The sequence below is a fragment of the Streptomyces sclerotialus genome (assembly GCF_040907265.1).
GTDB classification, from domain to species: domain Bacteria; phylum Actinomycetota; class Actinomycetes; order Streptomycetales; family Streptomycetaceae; genus Streptomyces; species Streptomyces sclerotialus.
The window spans coordinates 6,442,498-6,458,256 of sequence record NZ_JBFOHP010000002.1 but is presented as its reverse complement, the minus strand read 5'-3'; the positions used below and the strand labels follow the sequence as shown (position 1 = coordinate 6,458,256).

The following is a 15,759-nucleotide window of genomic DNA, read 5'->3' as shown; positions in this document are numbered from 1 at the left end:
CTCGGCGCACACCTCGCTCTCCCCCTCACGCCTGCGGACGTGGGCTTTCCAGGGCCGCAGCAGCCCCCTGGCTACGGCGCTGACGTGCCCTGGCAGCACGCCGCCACCATCGCCGCCATCGCTCGCCTGACCCGGAGTGATCTGATGCTGCCGCATAACCGCACCACCGACGACGCCGCCCAGATCCAGGCCGCCAAAGCATTGCTGGAACCGTTGCGGCGCTGGCCCTCCGCGAAACCAGCCGCCCTGCGGGAAAGGCCGTTGCCAGGGAGCTTGGCACCGCCCAGGTCGAGGCCGTCGAACAACTCACCGCTTCTTTCCGGGATGCAGACAACCGGCACGGCGGTGTGCTCTCCCGCCGGGCGGCCGTAGCGCAGATGAGCGAGAGCAACGATCTGCTGGCGACCTGCTCCTACACCGAGGACACCGGGCGCCGACTGTTCCGCGCCGTGGCCGACCTGGGCAGCGTCGCTGGATGGATGTCCTTCGACGCCGGACGGCACTCCAGCGCCCAACGGCTCTTCGTCGCCGCGGTGCACGCGGCCAGCGAGGGCGGGGACCGGCAGCTGGGAGCGCACATCCTCCAATGCATGGCCCGGCAGATGTCCCACCTCGGACACGTCGAGGACGCCCTCGAACTGGTCGCCCTCGCGCAGTACGGCGCACGTCGGCACGCCAGCCCCGGAACCCGCGCCGTCCTCGCCGCCCTCCAGTCCCGCTTCAGCGCCATGTGCGGCGAGCTAGAAGAAAACCGGCGAGCCGCCAGGGAGACCGAAGACGCCTTCACCCGGATCGTCCCCGACGACGAACCGCCGCACACCCGCTTCTTTGACGAAGCGGAGCTGTCGGCCGCTCTCGGCGTCGCCCACCAGATCGCCGCCAAGCAAGCCACTGGCAGGCATCGCGCCGAACGTGCCGAGCAGTCCCTCGCCATGCTGGCCAATGCGCTGCGGCTGCGTCCCGAGGGACGCCTACGGTCCAAGACGTTTGACCACATCGGCCTCGCTCGTACCCATCTGGCTGTTGGTGAACTTGCCGGGGCCTATCAGGAGGCGACCACCGCGCTCACGATCGCCGAGGGGCTGCACAGCACACGCGTCGCGGACCGGCTCAGTGAGCTGTACGAGGAGACCGAGCCGCACGCTTCCGACAGCGCCATCAGCGATCTGCGGGACCGCCTGGAACACGCGGTCGCCGCCGCACACTGAACCGCCTGCCGCGGTGCCGTTACAAGGTCCTGCAAAGCAACACCGCCGGAGGCGACATCCGGCGCGGAGCTGCGGCACCAGCGCCTCGGGAGTGCCGGGGTGTCCGGCGGCGCGCTCGGGGACGACGCTGACCTCGACGAGACCGGGGTGTGCTCGGCGCTGACCAAGGCGCCAGGCGGCAGCTCAGCACCGAACGCGCCCTGTACGGTCAGTCGATCGGTCCCCAGGCCCGATGCGGCACATGCCCGGAGGCGTTCCGCCCGGCGCCCACCGTTGGCGGCGCGCCGGGGCGCCTCGCTCGCAGAAGGCACACCGCCACGACGAGGACGATCGCCACAGGAAGGAGGAGCATGGCGGCGAACATCAGGGTGATGACCGCTACCGCGGTCTTTCCATCCTGCACGGCGCCGATGCCGGTGGCGGCGAAGGCGCCACCGAGGACGATCGGCGGCAGCAGCCAGGGCCACGGATGCGGTTCGGGAACGGGCTGGGAAGTCCGTCCCTCCTGGAAGGCGGCGTACCAGTAGCGGGCGCCCCACCAGGCGACGGCGTACGCCGACAGCGCAGCCGAGCCGAAGCCGATCAACGGCCCGGGCTGCTTGTACATACTCACGGCCGTGGCGCTCAGCGCCACGCCCATCAGGGCCATGAACGGCGTGAGGAGCGACCCCATGACCAGGCGATGTCGGCGGTTGCCACTGAGAGCGCTGGAGCGCAAGAACATGATCAGCACCCTAACCATGCGTGCTTGGTAGTTCTCACGCGGGCCTCGGGCGTCGCTCGGACCAGCAGGCCACGGCCGTGAACGCCGAGGCGCCGAGCGCCAGGACGGAGGCCGCGGTCCAGCCGAGGGGCCCGGCTCCGAGAAGGGCGTAGTCGGTCAGGAGCGAGACAGGGAGCGCGAGGAAGGCCCAGCCCAGGGCCGTGGCGCGCACCAGGCCGTTCGTCCGGCCGCTCAGCGCCGACCAGATGGCCAGGCCGAGCAGCAGCCGGCGGCAGCACACGCATGTCTCGGTGCTCTCGCGGATGGATCCGCTCGCGAGCGGATCGGGGTGGTAGCGGAAGGTGGGCAGGTCGGCGCTCACGGATGCAGTCTGCGCGCGAGGCAGCCTCATGATCAAGCGGTGAGGTCGTATTCCCGTTGGCCGGGTGTCGGATGGAGTGATCGCCGCGGCAATCGAGCCCCTGGACGGCTTCGCACGAACACTCCGGCTTCCCGGGACGACTCACTGACCGGCACCGCCGGGTGCACCACCCGCGAGATCGGCCTCGACACCGGCATGAGCCGCGCCCAGGTCTTGCCTGCTCAGCGGCGTGGTGCCGGTAGGAGGCTTGGGAGGTGGAACGGCTTCGGGGGAGCTGGCGGCGTTGTTACCGAGGTATTTAGTTCGCTACCGCGGCGGGGTCAGCGTCGCTGGGGCGAGTGTTACCTGCGGGGACTGAGCTGGACGGTCGACACAAGTCGATCCAGCCGCTGGGCGAGCGGCTGCCGGATGGTGCGCACCAGCTTGCCCCGGCCGCGAGGCACGCGGCGGCCACTTGCCGCACCCCTCAAGGCAAGACATAGAAAGGTCGCTGGCTCAACGCCCGGGGGCAGCACGATAGGCGGTCACGGCCTGGCCGAGTGCCGGAGCCAGCAAGCCCGCCGCTGCGACCCACCACCGCCAAGCCCCGTCCTCGTGCACGAGCAACAGCACACCCATGCACACCAGCGCCGTCACCAGCCCGGCCAGCAGTGATTTCGACACCGTCGTCGGCCAGCCGGCCCCGAAGTCGAGAAGCTCGGTACGCCGCCCCGGGTCAGCATGCGCCGGTACCGGCGGAGCCTCGCGGACGAACTGGTCGGCGGCCTGCGCCGGCACCGCCCCCGGCAATTGCCAGCCGTCATCGCCGACGAACTCCGCCAGAACGTCCTTGCCCCGCCGTCGGACGGGATGCCACAGCAACCATCCCTTCGCGTTCAAGAGAGCGGCAGCCGCATGAACGGTAGACATCTGCGAGTGGAACGGCAGTCGGTACTCGTCACCCTCCACTTCCAGGAGCACGCACGCCAACCGCCGGCTCCTCTCCCGGCGCCTACGCTCGGCGGCCGGGCCGACGCCCTCGCCCTGTGGGGCATCGACGTGCTGTCCCGTACCCGTCACGGTGACGCGGCTGGCCACCCACCCGGAGTCGACGGTGCGCGACGGGCGCCGCATACTGCCCTGCACCCACCAGCCGATGACCAGCGCCAGCGTCACCAGCAGCCAGAATGCGGCAACCGCCGATGCCGTTCCCCACTCCACGGTTCTTCCGGCCAACTGCCGTTCGACCTCGGAGCGCTGGTCGTCGCCGACGGCACCCAGCTCCGGACGGTCCGGTGCGTACCCCACGTACAGTTCACTGCCGATATCCTTCCGGCGATAGACGTCCGCGGTGAAGGTCGCCGGCACACTGGGCCGCCCGGCATCGGCCGCAGGGAGCAACACGCGGTAATCGGCCGTCGCGCCTTCTCGTCGCCCCCGTCCCTGGACCTCTTCGTTCTCGATCGCGACGATGGGGCGCTTCTCTATCGTCACGCCGGCCTCGACCAGCGCGGCATTCTTCTCGGGGTAGCGCGGATCGGCGGCGCCCAGAGCGATCCACAGGGCCAGCAGTGTGGGAACGGACGCGAGAACAGCGACATAGCGGATTGCCTGTCCCCGCCCCCCGGCCAGCCGTGCGGGGACCGTGCCCGGGCCCTGCCCCGGCGTCACCGACGCCGCCCGCGCGGCGTTCGCGTACGACTGCGAGCGCGACAGGCTTCCGGCACGTACCGCCGCCGTTCCGACGATCAGCACACACGCGCCGAGACACCCCGCGCAGCCCCAGACCACGAAGTCACGGAGCCGGCCGGAACCGAGGAAGAGCCATACGGCGGTCAGCACCACTAGCGCGATCGGTGCCACAACGGCCACCAGTTGGCCGCTTCGCCTCCATATCGCCCCGCGCGTCCCGGCTTCCCCCGCCTTCCCCGAGCCCACCTGCGCCAACCAGTTCGGCATTCGCCTGTCGTCGCTGTTGTCGTTCACGCAGGTTTCCAACGCGCGCCCCCGTGTTGCTGGCCTGTGGCTGCTCTCGGTGATCCTCCTCAGGAGGGCTCCTGCCGGTCAAGCCCGGTCAGCGCCGTGGTATCAAGGGCTCCGCGGCGGGCGTGAAGGCCGCTGTGCTTGCGGTCCCGTCACGGGGCCCTCCTCGACGACGCGGCGACCAGTGGCGCGCTCGTCCGGTTCACCACCTATCACGAGGCCGCCGGGTGACGTGACGGCACTCAGCACGCAGCCCCGGCTCATCGCTGTGTTCCAGCGTCGGGGGATGGCAGCCGTCCGGATCGCCCGCGTCTCGTTGTCGATGCTGCGGGCGTGATGCATGGGGTGCTCACTCGTACTCGTACAATTCACGGCTGTCGTTGTACGCCTCGTCGAGTACGAGGCGGTAGTGTTCCGCGTCGCCGGGCTTGATGTGCCGCTGGTCGACCCACCGGTCGTAGAGGTCGAGGATCTGGTGGTGGCCGTCCGCGAAGTACTTGCGGTGCGCGCTCACGGCAGGGCGCGCGGCGATCGTGCCAGCGGCGGGGGTGGTGGTGATCTGATGGGACGCCGCGCGGTAGGCGCCCTTGCTGGCCTTGAACGCGGCGTCGTCGAACGCTGTCAGGTCGCCGGGCTCGCCACGGTCCCAAAGATCCTTGCGGGTGGTCATCAAGGCGGCGATCATCCGACCGGCCGCTTTCAGCTCCAGTTCCGTGCCCAGCGGCGCGTACTTCTTCCCGTGCACAGCGGGCTGTACGGCGTCTTGGTCCAGGCGCTCCAGGTAGTAGGCCAGATAGGCGCGCTCGGCGTCGTACAGCACGGCGAAGGACTCGGGGTTGCTCGCCAGTGCGCGTACGACGTTGGTGAGGGCTTGACTGTCCCAGCGCCGGCTGAAGACGGCGTGGGCCTCGCCGGGGTATGGGTAGGCTGCGGCCCAATTGCCGCTCTCGTGCATGTCCTCGTAGTGTGCCTCCTCGCTCAGCACTGCCGGGATGGTCTTGTGGGTCGTACCGGTGATGTCCCGATGCGCATCGGCGATGTAGGCGGCGAGAATGCGGGCCAGGTAGGGCTTGAGGCCGTCCGGGACATCCGTTTCCCCGTATTCCTCGCCGACGGTCATCACGGCTGCGTGCGCGACGCGCGCCATGGGCATGGTGTGCAGCCGCCCCTCGCCCGCCGCGGCCGCCACCAGCGCGCGCCCGGCCACCTCCACGCCGTCCTTGCCACCGCACAGCGGCTTCTCCTGGCTGCCGAGCAGCTTCTTCACCCGCCCGATGCGGGCCAGGTCCTGGCCAGGGTCCAGGGCGCGGGTTGCCGCGCGGGGGTCCTTCGCCAGTTCGCGGGCCGAGGCCGGAGCAGCCTGGCAGCTGGGCCCTCCGGCCTTGGTGAGGGCCGGTACCAGGGCGGCGGCCGCGCCCAGGACGAGAATGACCGCCAGGATCCCGAGCCATCCGCGGCGGCTGATGTTCGGTATGCGCTTGTTTGCGCCGATCTCCATCACTGGCCCCCGTGCTGCTCGTCCGTGGCGTATGACGCTGATCATTCTCAGGGGGACTCGCGCAGGTCAAGCCGGGCCAGCGTCGTGGTACCAAAGCAGGAATCGAAGCGACGGGCGTCGAGAGAGCCACGACCAGAAAGAACTGATGGAAACCGAAAGGCAGCACATACCGTCCTCACGTACCGCGAAGCCGCTGGACGAGCCCGTGCTGCGTCCGAGGGGCCAATCGCGTCCAGGGCTGGACATCGTCCGCAACTGCCGGGTCGGCTATGACGGTTCTGCACTGGTGTTTGAGGACCGAGGCGGTACACGACGCAGCTTTCCCGTAGGAAAGAGCGGCATTGTACGAGCCGTCCTGGTGGACTCCCAGGCGCCGGACGTCAGTGGCCGGGTAGGACCGCCGATTCCGGGCGGCTGGGGCGAACTGCTGTTCTGCGACGCGACGGACAGCGTGGTGGCCCGGCTGCGCCTGGACCACTGGGTACCGGAGGCCGACCGTCTTGCCGTCCGGCCGACTGGCGGCGAGCGGCTACTGGCGCGCAGCGGCGCTGCGGCGTTGCTGAAGAAGGCGGGCATCCCGGTCACGATCGTCCAGGAGCGGCAGCAGGTCACTGGTCCCACGATGCGGGTGCCGAATGCGCTTCCCACCTGGTACGCGGCAGTGCGAGGCGTTGCTGTGGTGATCTGGGCGGTGTCGTGGGCGCTGGGGCTGATGTTGAAGTCTGACGCGCCGTGGCTGCTTGTGCCGGCGGCCGCAGCGGCACTGGCCGGGCCTGCGGCGTACCTGGCGGTCCGAGCGGCGTCCCGCAAGCAGAAGGCGGGCCGCGAGGGCATCCGTATCGCACCCGCGCCCGCGCAGAAGTCCGGAGCATCGGTGCGGTTCTGCACCACGGCATCGGTTTATATCGAGGCGCGCGACCTCGTACTCGTGGACGGTGCCGGAGGCGAGCGCCGACTGGCACGCTCCGGTGCGCACGGGGTCACTTCGCTGGTGCTGCGGACGGGCCACAAGGGTAGTGAGCGGCTCGGTGTGGAGTTGGCCGGGCCGGACGGACAGGTGCGGGCCGCGCTGCCGTGGCAGTGGTGGTTCGCCGGCTCCGAGGGCGAGCAGCGCTGGCAAGAGCTCAAGGCGGCCACCGGCTTGCCGGTCGAGGAACGTGCCCTGCGGAAGGGCGCGTCGTGGCCGGCTGATCCCGTGGCTCAGGCCGATGCCCACCTGATGCGGCCGCTACCGGGGCCGTTGGCCCGTTCGGCGAGTGCCTTTCCCGAGTCGACGCTGGGCGGCGCGAACAAGTGGATCATGGCCATGATGGCCGTCTTCAGCCTCGGTGCTGGGGCGACCCTGTTCGGCTCGCCGCATCTTCGCGTGGGCGTGCTGGTGCTGTCCGTGCTGGCGTTGTGCGGAGCGCTGCTGCCTGCCCTTGCGCACCACGTAGTCGGTCGTGTGCGGCTGGATCGCCCTGCACCGGGGCTAGAGCCCGTCGAGTGACGGAGCTGGAGGGTCGCCCACATCCGATCCGCCCCGACGTGGGAGCCGTCGAGCAGCAGACCGGCCTACTCGATCACGGGCGGTGGCGGCCAGACCGCACGCATCTGCACGGCTGCGCTGGAGGAGTCCTTCAGGGCCGGATCTGGCCCAGGAGCACCATGGCGACCTCCGCCACCGCCAGGGCTGCCAGGCCGTAGCCGACGAACCGGGGGCCGCCGCGCGGCAGGAAGAGCCCCACAAGGGTGGCCACCGCGATCACCGGCACCCCTGCCCACCCCAGCACCATCACCGCTGGTACGAACGGGGAGTTGTTGATGCCCCCTGAACAGGAGTTGCACATCACGGCAAGCAGCGGGCCCGCGAATGCCGTAAAGAAGGCGACAAACACGATCAGCAACGCGAGAAACGCCCGCCACAGCCACTCAGCTACCAGCGTCCGACGCACTCCGGGGCGACCGACGTCGTCCAGCTCCGGGGATACAGGATCAGGCGCGGCAGACATCTTTCCCATACGAGGACGCTAGAGCGGTCCCGCCGGTGTCCGGTATCCGTCGGCGTACTCACTCGCCCGCCAACCAGGAGCCCGAGGCGGAAGGCCCGGCAGCGTGCTCCGCTCAAGAAGATAAGCATCCGTACCCACGCTGCGGGCGCCACCTCGTTAGAGGGCCCTCCCATGAGGACGACCTTCGCGCTCCTGGCTGCGCTCACCGCCGTCTCCGCGACGGGTGCGGATGGAGACCCGGGGACCCGGCGGCGCTCTCCCGGCGCCTGACGGACCGCGCGCGTGGGTGTATGACCGGATGGTGGACCTGCCCGGCCACCACCCTCTTCCTGACCGGCTACACCCATGCGTGAAGATTCCCCCGTCGGCGACCGACACATCGCCAGGAACCTGGGCCCCGCGCACCTCCGGACATGGCGCACTGGCACCGACGCGAAGCGGACGACGGTGGCCCGCCTCGACCAGCCCCCGCCTGATCGACCCGGCCCCCACACCGCCTGAAGGTGGCGACCGCCGCACACTCACACACAGAACCAGGTGTACCTGACCATGCTCGATGTCCACGACCCGCACCAGCGCTCGGTGATCAGATTGGCCCTGCCCGCCACCGCGGGCCAGCACGCCGGCGTCCTCGGCGATGCCCAAGAGTTCGGGCGCACCGTCCGCCCGGACACCGGGGAGGTGTGACAGATGGGCCTGTTCGACAAGCTGACCGGCACGCGGTACCCCGACAGCGGAATCGCACCGCGCTCGGCCGCCGACCTCCGGGCCGCGCTGCTCGATCTGAACCAGCCGGACAACCCCTGGGTCGTACGCAATGCCACCACCAAGGGCGTCGATCTGGTGGCGGAGTGGCGGACGAGGGAACCGGCCTGGCAGGCGTTCTTCGTCCAGCACCGGCTGAGCCGTGAGGTGCAGATTTCACATGCGCCTGGCCGCCGCAGACCGTGTGGTGCGCGCTGTCGACCAGCAGTGGGAGGTCACCTGGGTCGGTGACACCCCCAGGCGGGCGGTGCCACGCCAATACGGCCGCGGACCGGCGAAGACGGTCTCCCGGCACTGGACGATCGGCGAGGGACCGGACGGCCGCCTTCAGGCGACGGAGACATTCCGTTTCAACAGCTCGGACATGAAAGATCCTCTACGGGACGCGGTCCTTGCAGCCGGATGGACCTGGCGCGGGGTGATCTTCGGCAATCTGTGAGCAGCCGACGGACATCAGGATCTGACACGGCTATCAGTGAAGTAAACGGCGATGGGTGTAGCTCGCAGGCTCTAAGAACCGGAGGCAGGGTAGCGCGCTGTGGTGGGGCGGTGCGGTCGGGTCTCAGTGCGATGGTGCCGACAGGGCGCGTCGGTCGGGTTCTTGTTGAGGCGGTGCTGGATTGGCGACCCAAGGCTTCCACGTGTGCCGACCCCGCCGGCCGGATGCTCAGTACGGCAACGACCGGGCCGGGACGCTGTTCATCTCCCTGGTTGCACGGGCACGATGTCGACCGCGCTCACGCTCTCAGTGCTCGACAGGTCGTCGGCACGCCTTCAGCGCTCGACTTGTCGTACCTCACGACCGAATTCCACTTCTTGCCGTTCTCTGTCCATTAGTTCTCCATGCTGTGCTCCTTTGGCAAGATCCGCCCTGAGCAGGACGGGCTCTACAGGTTATGGGCGGGGTCTGACACACGGCGATGGTGGCAGGTCAGCCGTCCGGGCTGGCGCCGGCTGTCCCCGTTGTGGGGTGGGCGAGCGCGGCCGCCGGAGCAGAGGGGCGGGTGATGGCGGGAACCTGTGGCGGCGCCGCACGCCAAAATGGACTTCGACGAGAAGATCAAGGACACCCTGACTCGCGAAACTGGAAGTACATGGCAACACGCCGCAGGGGCTCGGTGAGGCCCGATTGACGCACTTCGGGTGTAGCCGAATCTCAAACCGAAACCCTAGGAGGAGCACCCAGTGTCGGTATATGCAGAACTAAGCCGAAAAGAATCCAGAGGCATGAAGCTTGTCGCCACGTTCACGTTGCTTCCGGTACTCTGCATGGCCTTCGTCGACATCGGCGGAAGGGTCAGCGACATCGACTGGTTCACCCGCGATTTCGTGGCATGGCCCCTCATGCTCGCACCGGCGGGATTTCTGTTCGTGTTCGTAACGTACCGGGAATCAACCTTTAGTTCACCGAGCGGCTCGCACCTTAACCGGACGACCAAGGTCGTTTCTGGCATGTACCTGGTCTTGAACCTCATCACGGCGCTCGCTTACAGCTGGCTGGCCGTGTTTTCCGTACTCATCTGCCTCTCGATCCTAGTGACAGGTCCAATTCTGAAAAGGCGAGCACCTAGGTGACCGATTCCGATCTCGCGCAGCAACCGCCCGGAGCGCTGCTACTGCTGCCCCATGGCCAGCGGATCGTCCTTGAGCCCGCTGAGCTTGAGGTCGCGGTCGCCGGCCATCATGGCCGCGTACTTGGCGGTGTCGGGCAGAGCGCGTCGATGGCCTGCTCGGTCTCCGGCTCCATGCTGACGTCCAGACGCCGGTTGATGGCCTGGAGTCGGAGCGACCGCGCTTCGGGGCCACGTGATGCTGGGAAAGTGCCCTGGGGCTGATGCGGGAACACCTGGATGACCTGGGCCAGGAACGTGTCCCCAGTGAGACCATGCCCCATCACACGCAGGGCCACCGTGTGCGGCGCGGGATGATCCCCACATGGAGAACGTCATAGATGTCGATGAGGTGGCTGCCGTCCTGGCTGAGCGGGCCGTGGCCTGGAGGTCGACCAGCCTCGAAGTAGGCCAGCTGTCCTGGAGAGATACAGCGGCGCCCTGGCCACGACCTACAGACAGGGCTCGGGAGCAGGACCCCGACTCGGTCGGTGGTGATATCCGGTCCGGCGGGAGCCGAACTGTCGGTTGTGGTCTTCCGGGGCGGCTGGGCCGACGTGGACTTCATCGCCGACAGTGACGACGCCGGCTGTCTCCCGGCTTCGGACATCACCTCGGCCTCCACCTTCGGGACTCGGATGGATCAGTGGGTGAGGCGAGCCTTCGGCGTCCTCAGCACTCAGTGAAGGGCTCCGACCAAGCAGCCCCGGACTGCTCGGTCCGCGGCTGCTCGCTTCGTACGCCCACAGCTGCCGGCAAGGACCGCAAGTTCCGTCGCCGACTGCGCACTGTCGTGCAGCGCCCCATAGCCACAACAACCGACCCAAGCAGACGGCAAACACCTGCCTGGTTCGGACACATGCCTAGGTTGTGATGGCGAAGATTCACAGGTGAGGGTCGGGACCAGGCAGAATCACGTAGTGGACGATGGCGCTACGGGTCGTGATGACGCGTACCGTCTCGTCCATTTCGTACCTGTCGGCCTGCGGCCACGACCACGGGACCTGGCAGGCCCGTTCCAGCGCGGCACGCAGCTCCTCCCGGTCCGGGAGAGGAAGGCCGCGGATCACCCGGCCCACCGAGGCTGCGAACCGCGCCGGGATCGCGGTCACCGTCCGAAGACCTCCGACATGCTCATCGCGCCGTCTTCCGGTCGCCCGGCAGCGTTCCAACGACGGTAGGCGCCGCGCGCCAGCTCCAAAGCGCGCTCCTCGCGGTGGGGCCCCGCCGGTGTCTCCGCCGCCTGCAACACCCGCGCCACGTACTCATCCACCGGCAGTCCATACCGGTCGGCGGACCGGTTGACCTTGGCCGCCAGGTCCTCATCCACGGAGACCGTCAACTTAGCCATGCGTTGAGAGTAGCGAGCGGCGCTCCGCCGCGGCAGGGGAGCTCACACGGGTGTTACGAAGGACGGATCGTTTCCCAGGAGTGATGCCGAGCGCGGGCGCGGAGCAGAGGGGCCAGTGATGGCGGGGACCTGTGGCGGCGCCGCACAGGCTCAGACCGGGTCGTAGACGGTCACAGGCACGCCGCGGCGGGCCAGGTGGTCGTGCAGCAGGGGCAAGATCTGGTCCCACGATCCGCCGGCCAGACCACAACCGATGCGCGGCATATGGACGCTGGCCTCCCACTGCAAGCAGTGGCTGCCCACCTCTTCCAGCGCCTGAGCAATCGCTTCATAGCGCACCGGCGCATCGGTGCGGCCGCGCCGTGCTGTTCCGTGCTGGCCGATCATGTTCGCCACCCGCAGGTCGACGTCGACGTCGACGAACTGCACCGCTCCCAATCGGAAGCCGGCCTCTGTTCCCTGTCGTGCCCAGGCCCGATATGCCGTCTCCGGACCGGGCCAGCGGCGCGAGATCGCGGTGACAAAACCCCTGCCCCAGCCACCCTGATCATTGCAAACATGGACCAGCAGTTTTCTCCCCCCGCCCAGCGGGGCTGTCGCATCACCCGTCACGTACCGCACCAGTTCAGCTATCCGGTCAGCCTAGAAGACCCCACCGGCACCGTGCCTCCAGGCGCTAGGCCAGCGGCTGGCGAAGGAGTCGCCGTCAGGAGCCCTTCAGCCGCGCGGCCATCTGTTGGCCAACCGCCTGGGCGCCCGGGCACGGGATCCCTGACACGACGACACAACAAGGGACGGCGATGACCCGGACCACCCCGCCGCGGCCCCTGGACATCGAGCAGATCTTCCCCGAGCTGGCGGCCCACCGTGCGACCAGTACCCGCCTCCACCCCCGGCCCGGGGCGCCGAAACCCCACGACAGCTCCATCGGCGGGCCGCTGTTGTGGCCGGCGGACGAGCCCTGGCCCACCTGCCAACACGCGCACCCGCGCAGCCGGGGCCGACGAGTACCGGATGTGTATCGCGAGCGGGCCATGCTGCGCGAGGCGGAGAATCTTGCTCCCGGGACCGGTTTCAGCGAAGAGGACCGGGCGCTGCTGGCCGGCCTGCGCGAAGAGCACCAGGTCTCCGACGTCGGTGAGACCGCGCCGGTCCCGCTGTTGCCGGTAGCCCAGTTCTTCACCAAGGGCGTCCCCGGGCTGGAGGCACCGCGAGGTACCGATCTGGTTCAGGTGTTGTGGTGCCCGTTTGATGGTCACGGCCCACAGGGGACGGTCGCCGTCGACGTGCGGTGGCGCGACTCCTCACGGTGTGGGCAGGTCCTGGCGACGCCCCCGCTCCCGGAGGTCGTCGGATTCGACGGCTACGTACCGGAGCCCTGTGCCATCGCCCCCGAACAGGTCGTGGAGCACGAATACATCGAACTGCTCGACGCCGACCTGCAAGAGCGCATCGAGGAATGGGAGATGCGGCTTGAAGAGGAGGCCGAGGACGATGACGAGGGCCTCCTCAGCTACCAGGGCGACCTGTCCATCGCCCCCGGGTGGAAGGTCGGAGGCTTCGCGGCGTGGAACGTGACCGGCCCGGCAGAGATCACCTGCTCGTGCGGCAGTCCCATGCGGCTCTTCCTCACCATCGCCACCTATGAATGGGGCGGCATCGTCTCCAGCTGGACCCCGCTGGAAGACCGCCGGACTCCCGCCCCTCAGGACAACAAGCACCCCACGGCGGTCCTTCCTGGCAGGGACGGCGCGCTGAACGTCTTCGCGTGCGCGACCGACCCCCGGCACGAACACCTACTCGTTCCGCAGTGACCTGACCGTTGGGCTTGCTCACGATCAGCAGCTCGCCCTCCGAAGCTACGCCCGGAGCACCCGCACGCCCGCCGCGGCAAAGGCGGCCGCCAGGAGCTTGTGCTGGGGCGTACGAAGCTCGATCGCCTCCCCGGTGTGCAGAAACACATCCAGCGAGCCGTCGGCGAGCCACGGCGCCGGGACGGTGTGCACCGCGCCGAGGACGTCGGCCGGGGCGACGTCCAGGGCGGCGTCGGCCGGGCCGCGCAGTTGCAGGGCTGAGTCGGTGAGCGCCGCAGCGCCGGCGCGGACGGGACCGCGGTCCCAAGCGGCCGGCCCCGTGACTGTGTCGTCGGCTGCATCCCCGTTCAGGCCGACGTTTACCGCGTAGTGGGTGCCGGCAGGGAGAGTGGCCGCTGCTGTCCGGGCCCCCGCGCGCAGGGTGCGCCGTTCGCGTAGGCGTGCCACCAGGACGAAGGGCAGCAGCAGGAGGACGATGCCCAGCGCCCCCGCGGCGGGTGGATCGGAACAAGGTGCTCGGCAAACTGCAGGACCCCGCCGTCCTGGTGCGGGTGCAGATTCTGGTGCGCTGCTCCTCTACGCGGGCCGGGCGCCAAGCAGCGGCTGAGCCATATCGCGGCCGCGCTGGATGTATGGGCCGGCGGCAACCGGCTCCTGCACACCGGGCAGCGGCTGGGCCCCTGGCGGATCGGTCCGGACAACGCGCCCTACCGCAAGAGTTTTGACAAGCGGTGGAGGACGGGACAGATCACCGGTCCGCGCCCCTCGTGGGTGCGGGTGGATGAGCTGGCCGGACTGCTCAAGCCGCCCACCCGGCATTGCGTGCTGCCGGTCTTGGCCAGCGACCTTCCCACCTGCACCCCGGGCACGAGCGGCGTGATGCTGCAGGGCTGGTATCAGGGCCCGGACGGGCGGGAACGGCTGATCGCCTCGCCCCTGCCGGAGACCCTGTTCAGCCTGCGGGTGGGCAAGAGCAATTACGGCAAGACCGAACAGGCGTTGTGCCAGTTCAAGGGGGCTGGCGCACGCCGGCGAGGGAGGCCTGTACATCGACCCGCATGGCGATGCCTACCTCCGGGCCAGAAAGTACCTGGCCCACAGCGCGATCATGCGGCGGGTGTGGCACCTGGACCTGACCGGCCGCCACGGCGACCAGGCCCGCATCGGCACCTGGAATCCGCTGGGCGCCGAGCGCGGCCAGGACCCCGAGCGGGTACAGCAGGCGGTCGTGGACGCCTGCGCCTCCGTGCTGGGCTGGAGCGATGCCACCCATCCGCGGGCGCTGACGGTGCTGACCAAGTGTGTGGAGGCCCTGGTGGAGGTCAACCGCCAGGCGGTGGCCGAGCAGCATCCGGAGCGCCAGACGACGTTGCTGCAGGTCCCGACGCTGCTGGGGGACGCTCTCTTCCGTGCCTGGGTCATCGGCTCACTGCCGGCGGAGACAGCCCGCTGGTGAAAGAGCGAGTTCCCCACGCTGCCGGCGGAGGCCATGCCCACCGTCACCAACCCCATCGCGCGGCTGGCGGCCAACAAGGTCCCCCGGGCGCTGCTGGGCAGCCCGATGAGCAGCTACAGCGTCCGGACCGCGATGGATGAGGGCAAGCTGGTGTGGATCCGCCCCTCCGCTTCCGGCCCCACCGACCGGCTGCTGGTCAACCTGTTGTTCCAGGACCTGTACCGGGCCACGCTCGCCCGCCGGGAAATGCCCGAGGAGCACCGCCGTCCCTTCCATGTCTTCGTCGATGAGCTGATCAGCATCGACGGGGCCTCCGGCAGCGTGCTGGCCGGGATCAGCGAGGAGCTGCGGTCATTCGGGGCCCGGCTGCATACCATGACTCAGCTGCTGCAGCAGGTGAGTACCGCGACACGGGAGTCGATCGTGCAGAACTCCTCGACCCTGTCCAGCACCGCAGGCTCCCGGGACGCGGTGATGCTGATCGCCAAGGAGTGGGACGACCTGGTGGATCCAGGCGAGATCACCACCCTGCCGCGCTTCCACCACTACCTGACCCTCACCAGCAACGGCCGCCGGCTCGGGCCACTGCGCATCCGTGGCCCGAGCTGGAGGAGGTCTTCTCCAGCCTGGCCCGGTCGAAGAAGATCCAGGCGCTGCAGCGCGCAGCCGACACCAATCTCGCAGCGGCCGCGGTCGGTGAACTGGCCGAGCGAGCCCGCGCGCACGACGCCGCATTCGCCGGGTCCTCGCGAGGACAGCGGGCTGCGGCGGTCCCCTGGAGAAGGCACCGGCCGCGGCGGACGGGGAAGGTCCGGTCTCCCCGGAGGTGTTCTGACGCCGCCCGGCGGCTGACGTGACCACAGGCCAGAACTATCTCCGTAAGGGCTCACAGCTCAGATGTCTGTGAGCCCTCAGCCTGCGGCAGCAATGAGACGGATCTTGAAGAGCGCCGCCCACACGACCTGCGGCAATGCCGACTTGGCGTCACTTTCTGGCCGATAACTATCGGGCCATGGTGT

At 69.0% G+C, this 15,759-nt stretch carries 17 protein-coding genes and 1 pseudogene; 9 read left to right on the top strand and 9 right to left on the bottom strand.

All coding sequences use genetic code 11. The features are described 5' to 3' along the window. Nucleotides 1-200 precede the first annotated feature (200 nt). Nucleotides 201-1,208: an NsdA family TPR-like regulatory protein gene (locus tag AAC944_RS28540; RefSeq protein WP_490368284.1), complete on the top strand. Its 1,008-nt coding sequence runs from the start codon at nt 201-203 to the stop codon at nt 1,206-1,208. A 208-nt stretch (nt 1,209-1,416) separates the two neighbouring features. Here AAC944_RS28540 and AAC944_RS28535 read toward each other — a convergent pair whose 3' ends face one another. Both AAC944_RS28535 and AAC944_RS28530 read right to left on the bottom strand, forming a co-directional pair. Further along, nucleotides 1,417-1,932, bottom strand: coding sequence for a hypothetical protein (locus AAC944_RS28535; RefSeq protein ID WP_196942948.1), 516 nt, complete (start codon nt 1,930-1,932; stop codon nt 1,417-1,419). Between the two features lie 34 nt (nt 1,933-1,966). Beyond that, a complete protein-coding gene (locus AAC944_RS28530; RefSeq protein ID WP_030613282.1) occupies nt 1,967-2,293 on the bottom strand; it encodes a CbrC family protein in 327 nt (108 codons plus the stop codon). A 254-nt stretch (nt 2,294-2,547) separates the two neighbouring features. On the opposite strand from AAC944_RS28530, the pseudogene AAC944_RS28525 reads away from it, so the two are divergent. Beyond that, nucleotides 2,548-2,715, top strand: a pseudogene (locus tag AAC944_RS28525) (transposase); the annotation flags it as partial. Nucleotides 2,716-2,788: 73 nt separating this feature from the next. Here AAC944_RS28525 and AAC944_RS28520 read toward each other — a convergent pair. Further along, the gene (locus tag AAC944_RS28520) at nt 2,789-4,258 is read right to left on the bottom strand and encodes a hypothetical protein (RefSeq protein WP_368396485.1); all 1,470 of its coding nucleotides are present in this window, start codon (nt 4,256-4,258) and stop codon (nt 2,789-2,791) included. Between the two features lie 346 nt (nt 4,259-4,604). Continuing rightward, nucleotides 4,605-5,753, bottom strand: a complete 1,149-nt coding sequence (locus AAC944_RS28515) for a hypothetical protein (protein WP_030613288.1) — start codon at nt 5,751-5,753, stop codon at nt 4,605-4,607. Between the two features lie 145 nt (nt 5,754-5,898). Between AAC944_RS28515 and AAC944_RS28510 the strand changes: the two genes are divergently transcribed. Continuing rightward, nucleotides 5,899-7,242 (top strand): hypothetical protein, encoded by a 1,344-nt coding sequence (locus AAC944_RS28510; RefSeq protein WP_196942950.1) that lies wholly within the window; start codon nt 5,899-5,901, stop codon nt 7,240-7,242. 130 nt (nt 7,243-7,372) lie between these two features. On the opposite strand, the gene AAC944_RS28505 is transcribed toward AAC944_RS28510, so the two are convergent. Continuing rightward, the gene (locus AAC944_RS28505; protein WP_196942951.1) at nt 7,373-7,753 is read right to left on the bottom strand and encodes a hypothetical protein; all 381 of its coding nucleotides are present in this window, start codon (nt 7,751-7,753) and stop codon (nt 7,373-7,375) included. A 540-nt stretch (nt 7,754-8,293) separates the two neighbouring features. Here AAC944_RS28505 and AAC944_RS28500 point away from each other — a divergent pair. The 3 genes from AAC944_RS28500 to AAC944_RS28490 all read left to right on the top strand — a co-directional run bounded on the left by AAC944_RS28500 (nt 8,294) and on the right by AAC944_RS28490 (nt 10,084). After that, nucleotides 8,294-8,431 carry a hypothetical protein gene (locus tag AAC944_RS28500; protein ID WP_196942952.1) on the top strand — a complete coding sequence of 46 codons (138 nt, stop codon included), beginning with the start codon at nt 8,294-8,296 and terminating at the stop codon, nt 8,429-8,431. Nucleotides 8,432-8,434: 3 nt separating this feature from the next. After that, nucleotides 8,435-8,740, top strand: a complete 306-nt coding sequence (locus tag AAC944_RS28495) for a hypothetical protein (RefSeq protein WP_368396484.1) — start codon at nt 8,435-8,437, stop codon at nt 8,738-8,740. 996 nt (nt 8,741-9,736) lie between these two features. Beyond that, nucleotides 9,737-10,084, top strand: coding sequence for a hypothetical protein (locus AAC944_RS28490; RefSeq protein ID WP_030613297.1), 348 nt, complete (start codon nt 9,737-9,739; stop codon nt 10,082-10,084). A 919-nt stretch (nt 10,085-11,003) separates the two neighbouring features. Here AAC944_RS28490 and AAC944_RS28485 read toward each other — a convergent pair. From AAC944_RS28485 to AAC944_RS28475, 3 genes are all read right to left on the bottom strand, one after another. After that, nucleotides 11,004-11,231: a hypothetical protein gene (locus AAC944_RS28485; RefSeq protein WP_030613300.1), complete on the bottom strand. Its 228-nt coding sequence runs from the start codon at nt 11,229-11,231 to the stop codon at nt 11,004-11,006. Next, nucleotides 11,228-11,470, bottom strand: a complete 243-nt coding sequence (locus AAC944_RS28480) for a hypothetical protein (protein WP_030613303.1) — start codon at nt 11,468-11,470, stop codon at nt 11,228-11,230. The genes AAC944_RS28485 and AAC944_RS28480 overlap by 4 nt, the downstream gene beginning before the upstream one ends. A 150-nt stretch (nt 11,471-11,620) precedes the next feature. Next, entirely contained in the window at nt 11,621-11,899 is a 279-nt protein-coding gene (locus AAC944_RS28475) for a macro domain-containing protein (RefSeq protein WP_368396483.1), read from the bottom strand. Between the two features lie 371 nt (nt 11,900-12,270). On the opposite strand from AAC944_RS28475, the gene AAC944_RS28470 reads away from it, so the two are divergent. Continuing rightward, nucleotides 12,271-13,284, top strand: a complete 1,014-nt coding sequence (locus AAC944_RS28470) for a hypothetical protein (RefSeq protein WP_030613310.1) — start codon at nt 12,271-12,273, stop codon at nt 13,282-13,284. A 45-nt stretch (nt 13,285-13,329) separates the two neighbouring features. Here AAC944_RS28470 and AAC944_RS28465 read toward each other — a convergent pair whose 3' ends face one another. Next, nucleotides 13,330-13,731, bottom strand: coding sequence for a hypothetical protein (locus AAC944_RS28465; protein WP_030613313.1), 402 nt, complete (start codon nt 13,729-13,731; stop codon nt 13,330-13,332). 661 nt (nt 13,732-14,392) lie between these two features. Here AAC944_RS28465 and AAC944_RS28460 point away from each other — a divergent pair. Both AAC944_RS28460 and AAC944_RS28455 read left to right on the top strand, forming a co-directional pair. Next, nucleotides 14,393-14,740, top strand: a complete 348-nt coding sequence (locus tag AAC944_RS28460) for a hypothetical protein (protein ID WP_051871662.1) — start codon at nt 14,393-14,395, stop codon at nt 14,738-14,740. A 33-nt stretch (nt 14,741-14,773) separates the two neighbouring features. Next, nucleotides 14,774-15,592, top strand: a complete 819-nt coding sequence (locus tag AAC944_RS28455) for a type IV secretory system conjugative DNA transfer family protein (protein WP_051871663.1) — start codon at nt 14,774-14,776, stop codon at nt 15,590-15,592. Nucleotides 15,593-15,759: the final 167 nt, after the last annotated feature.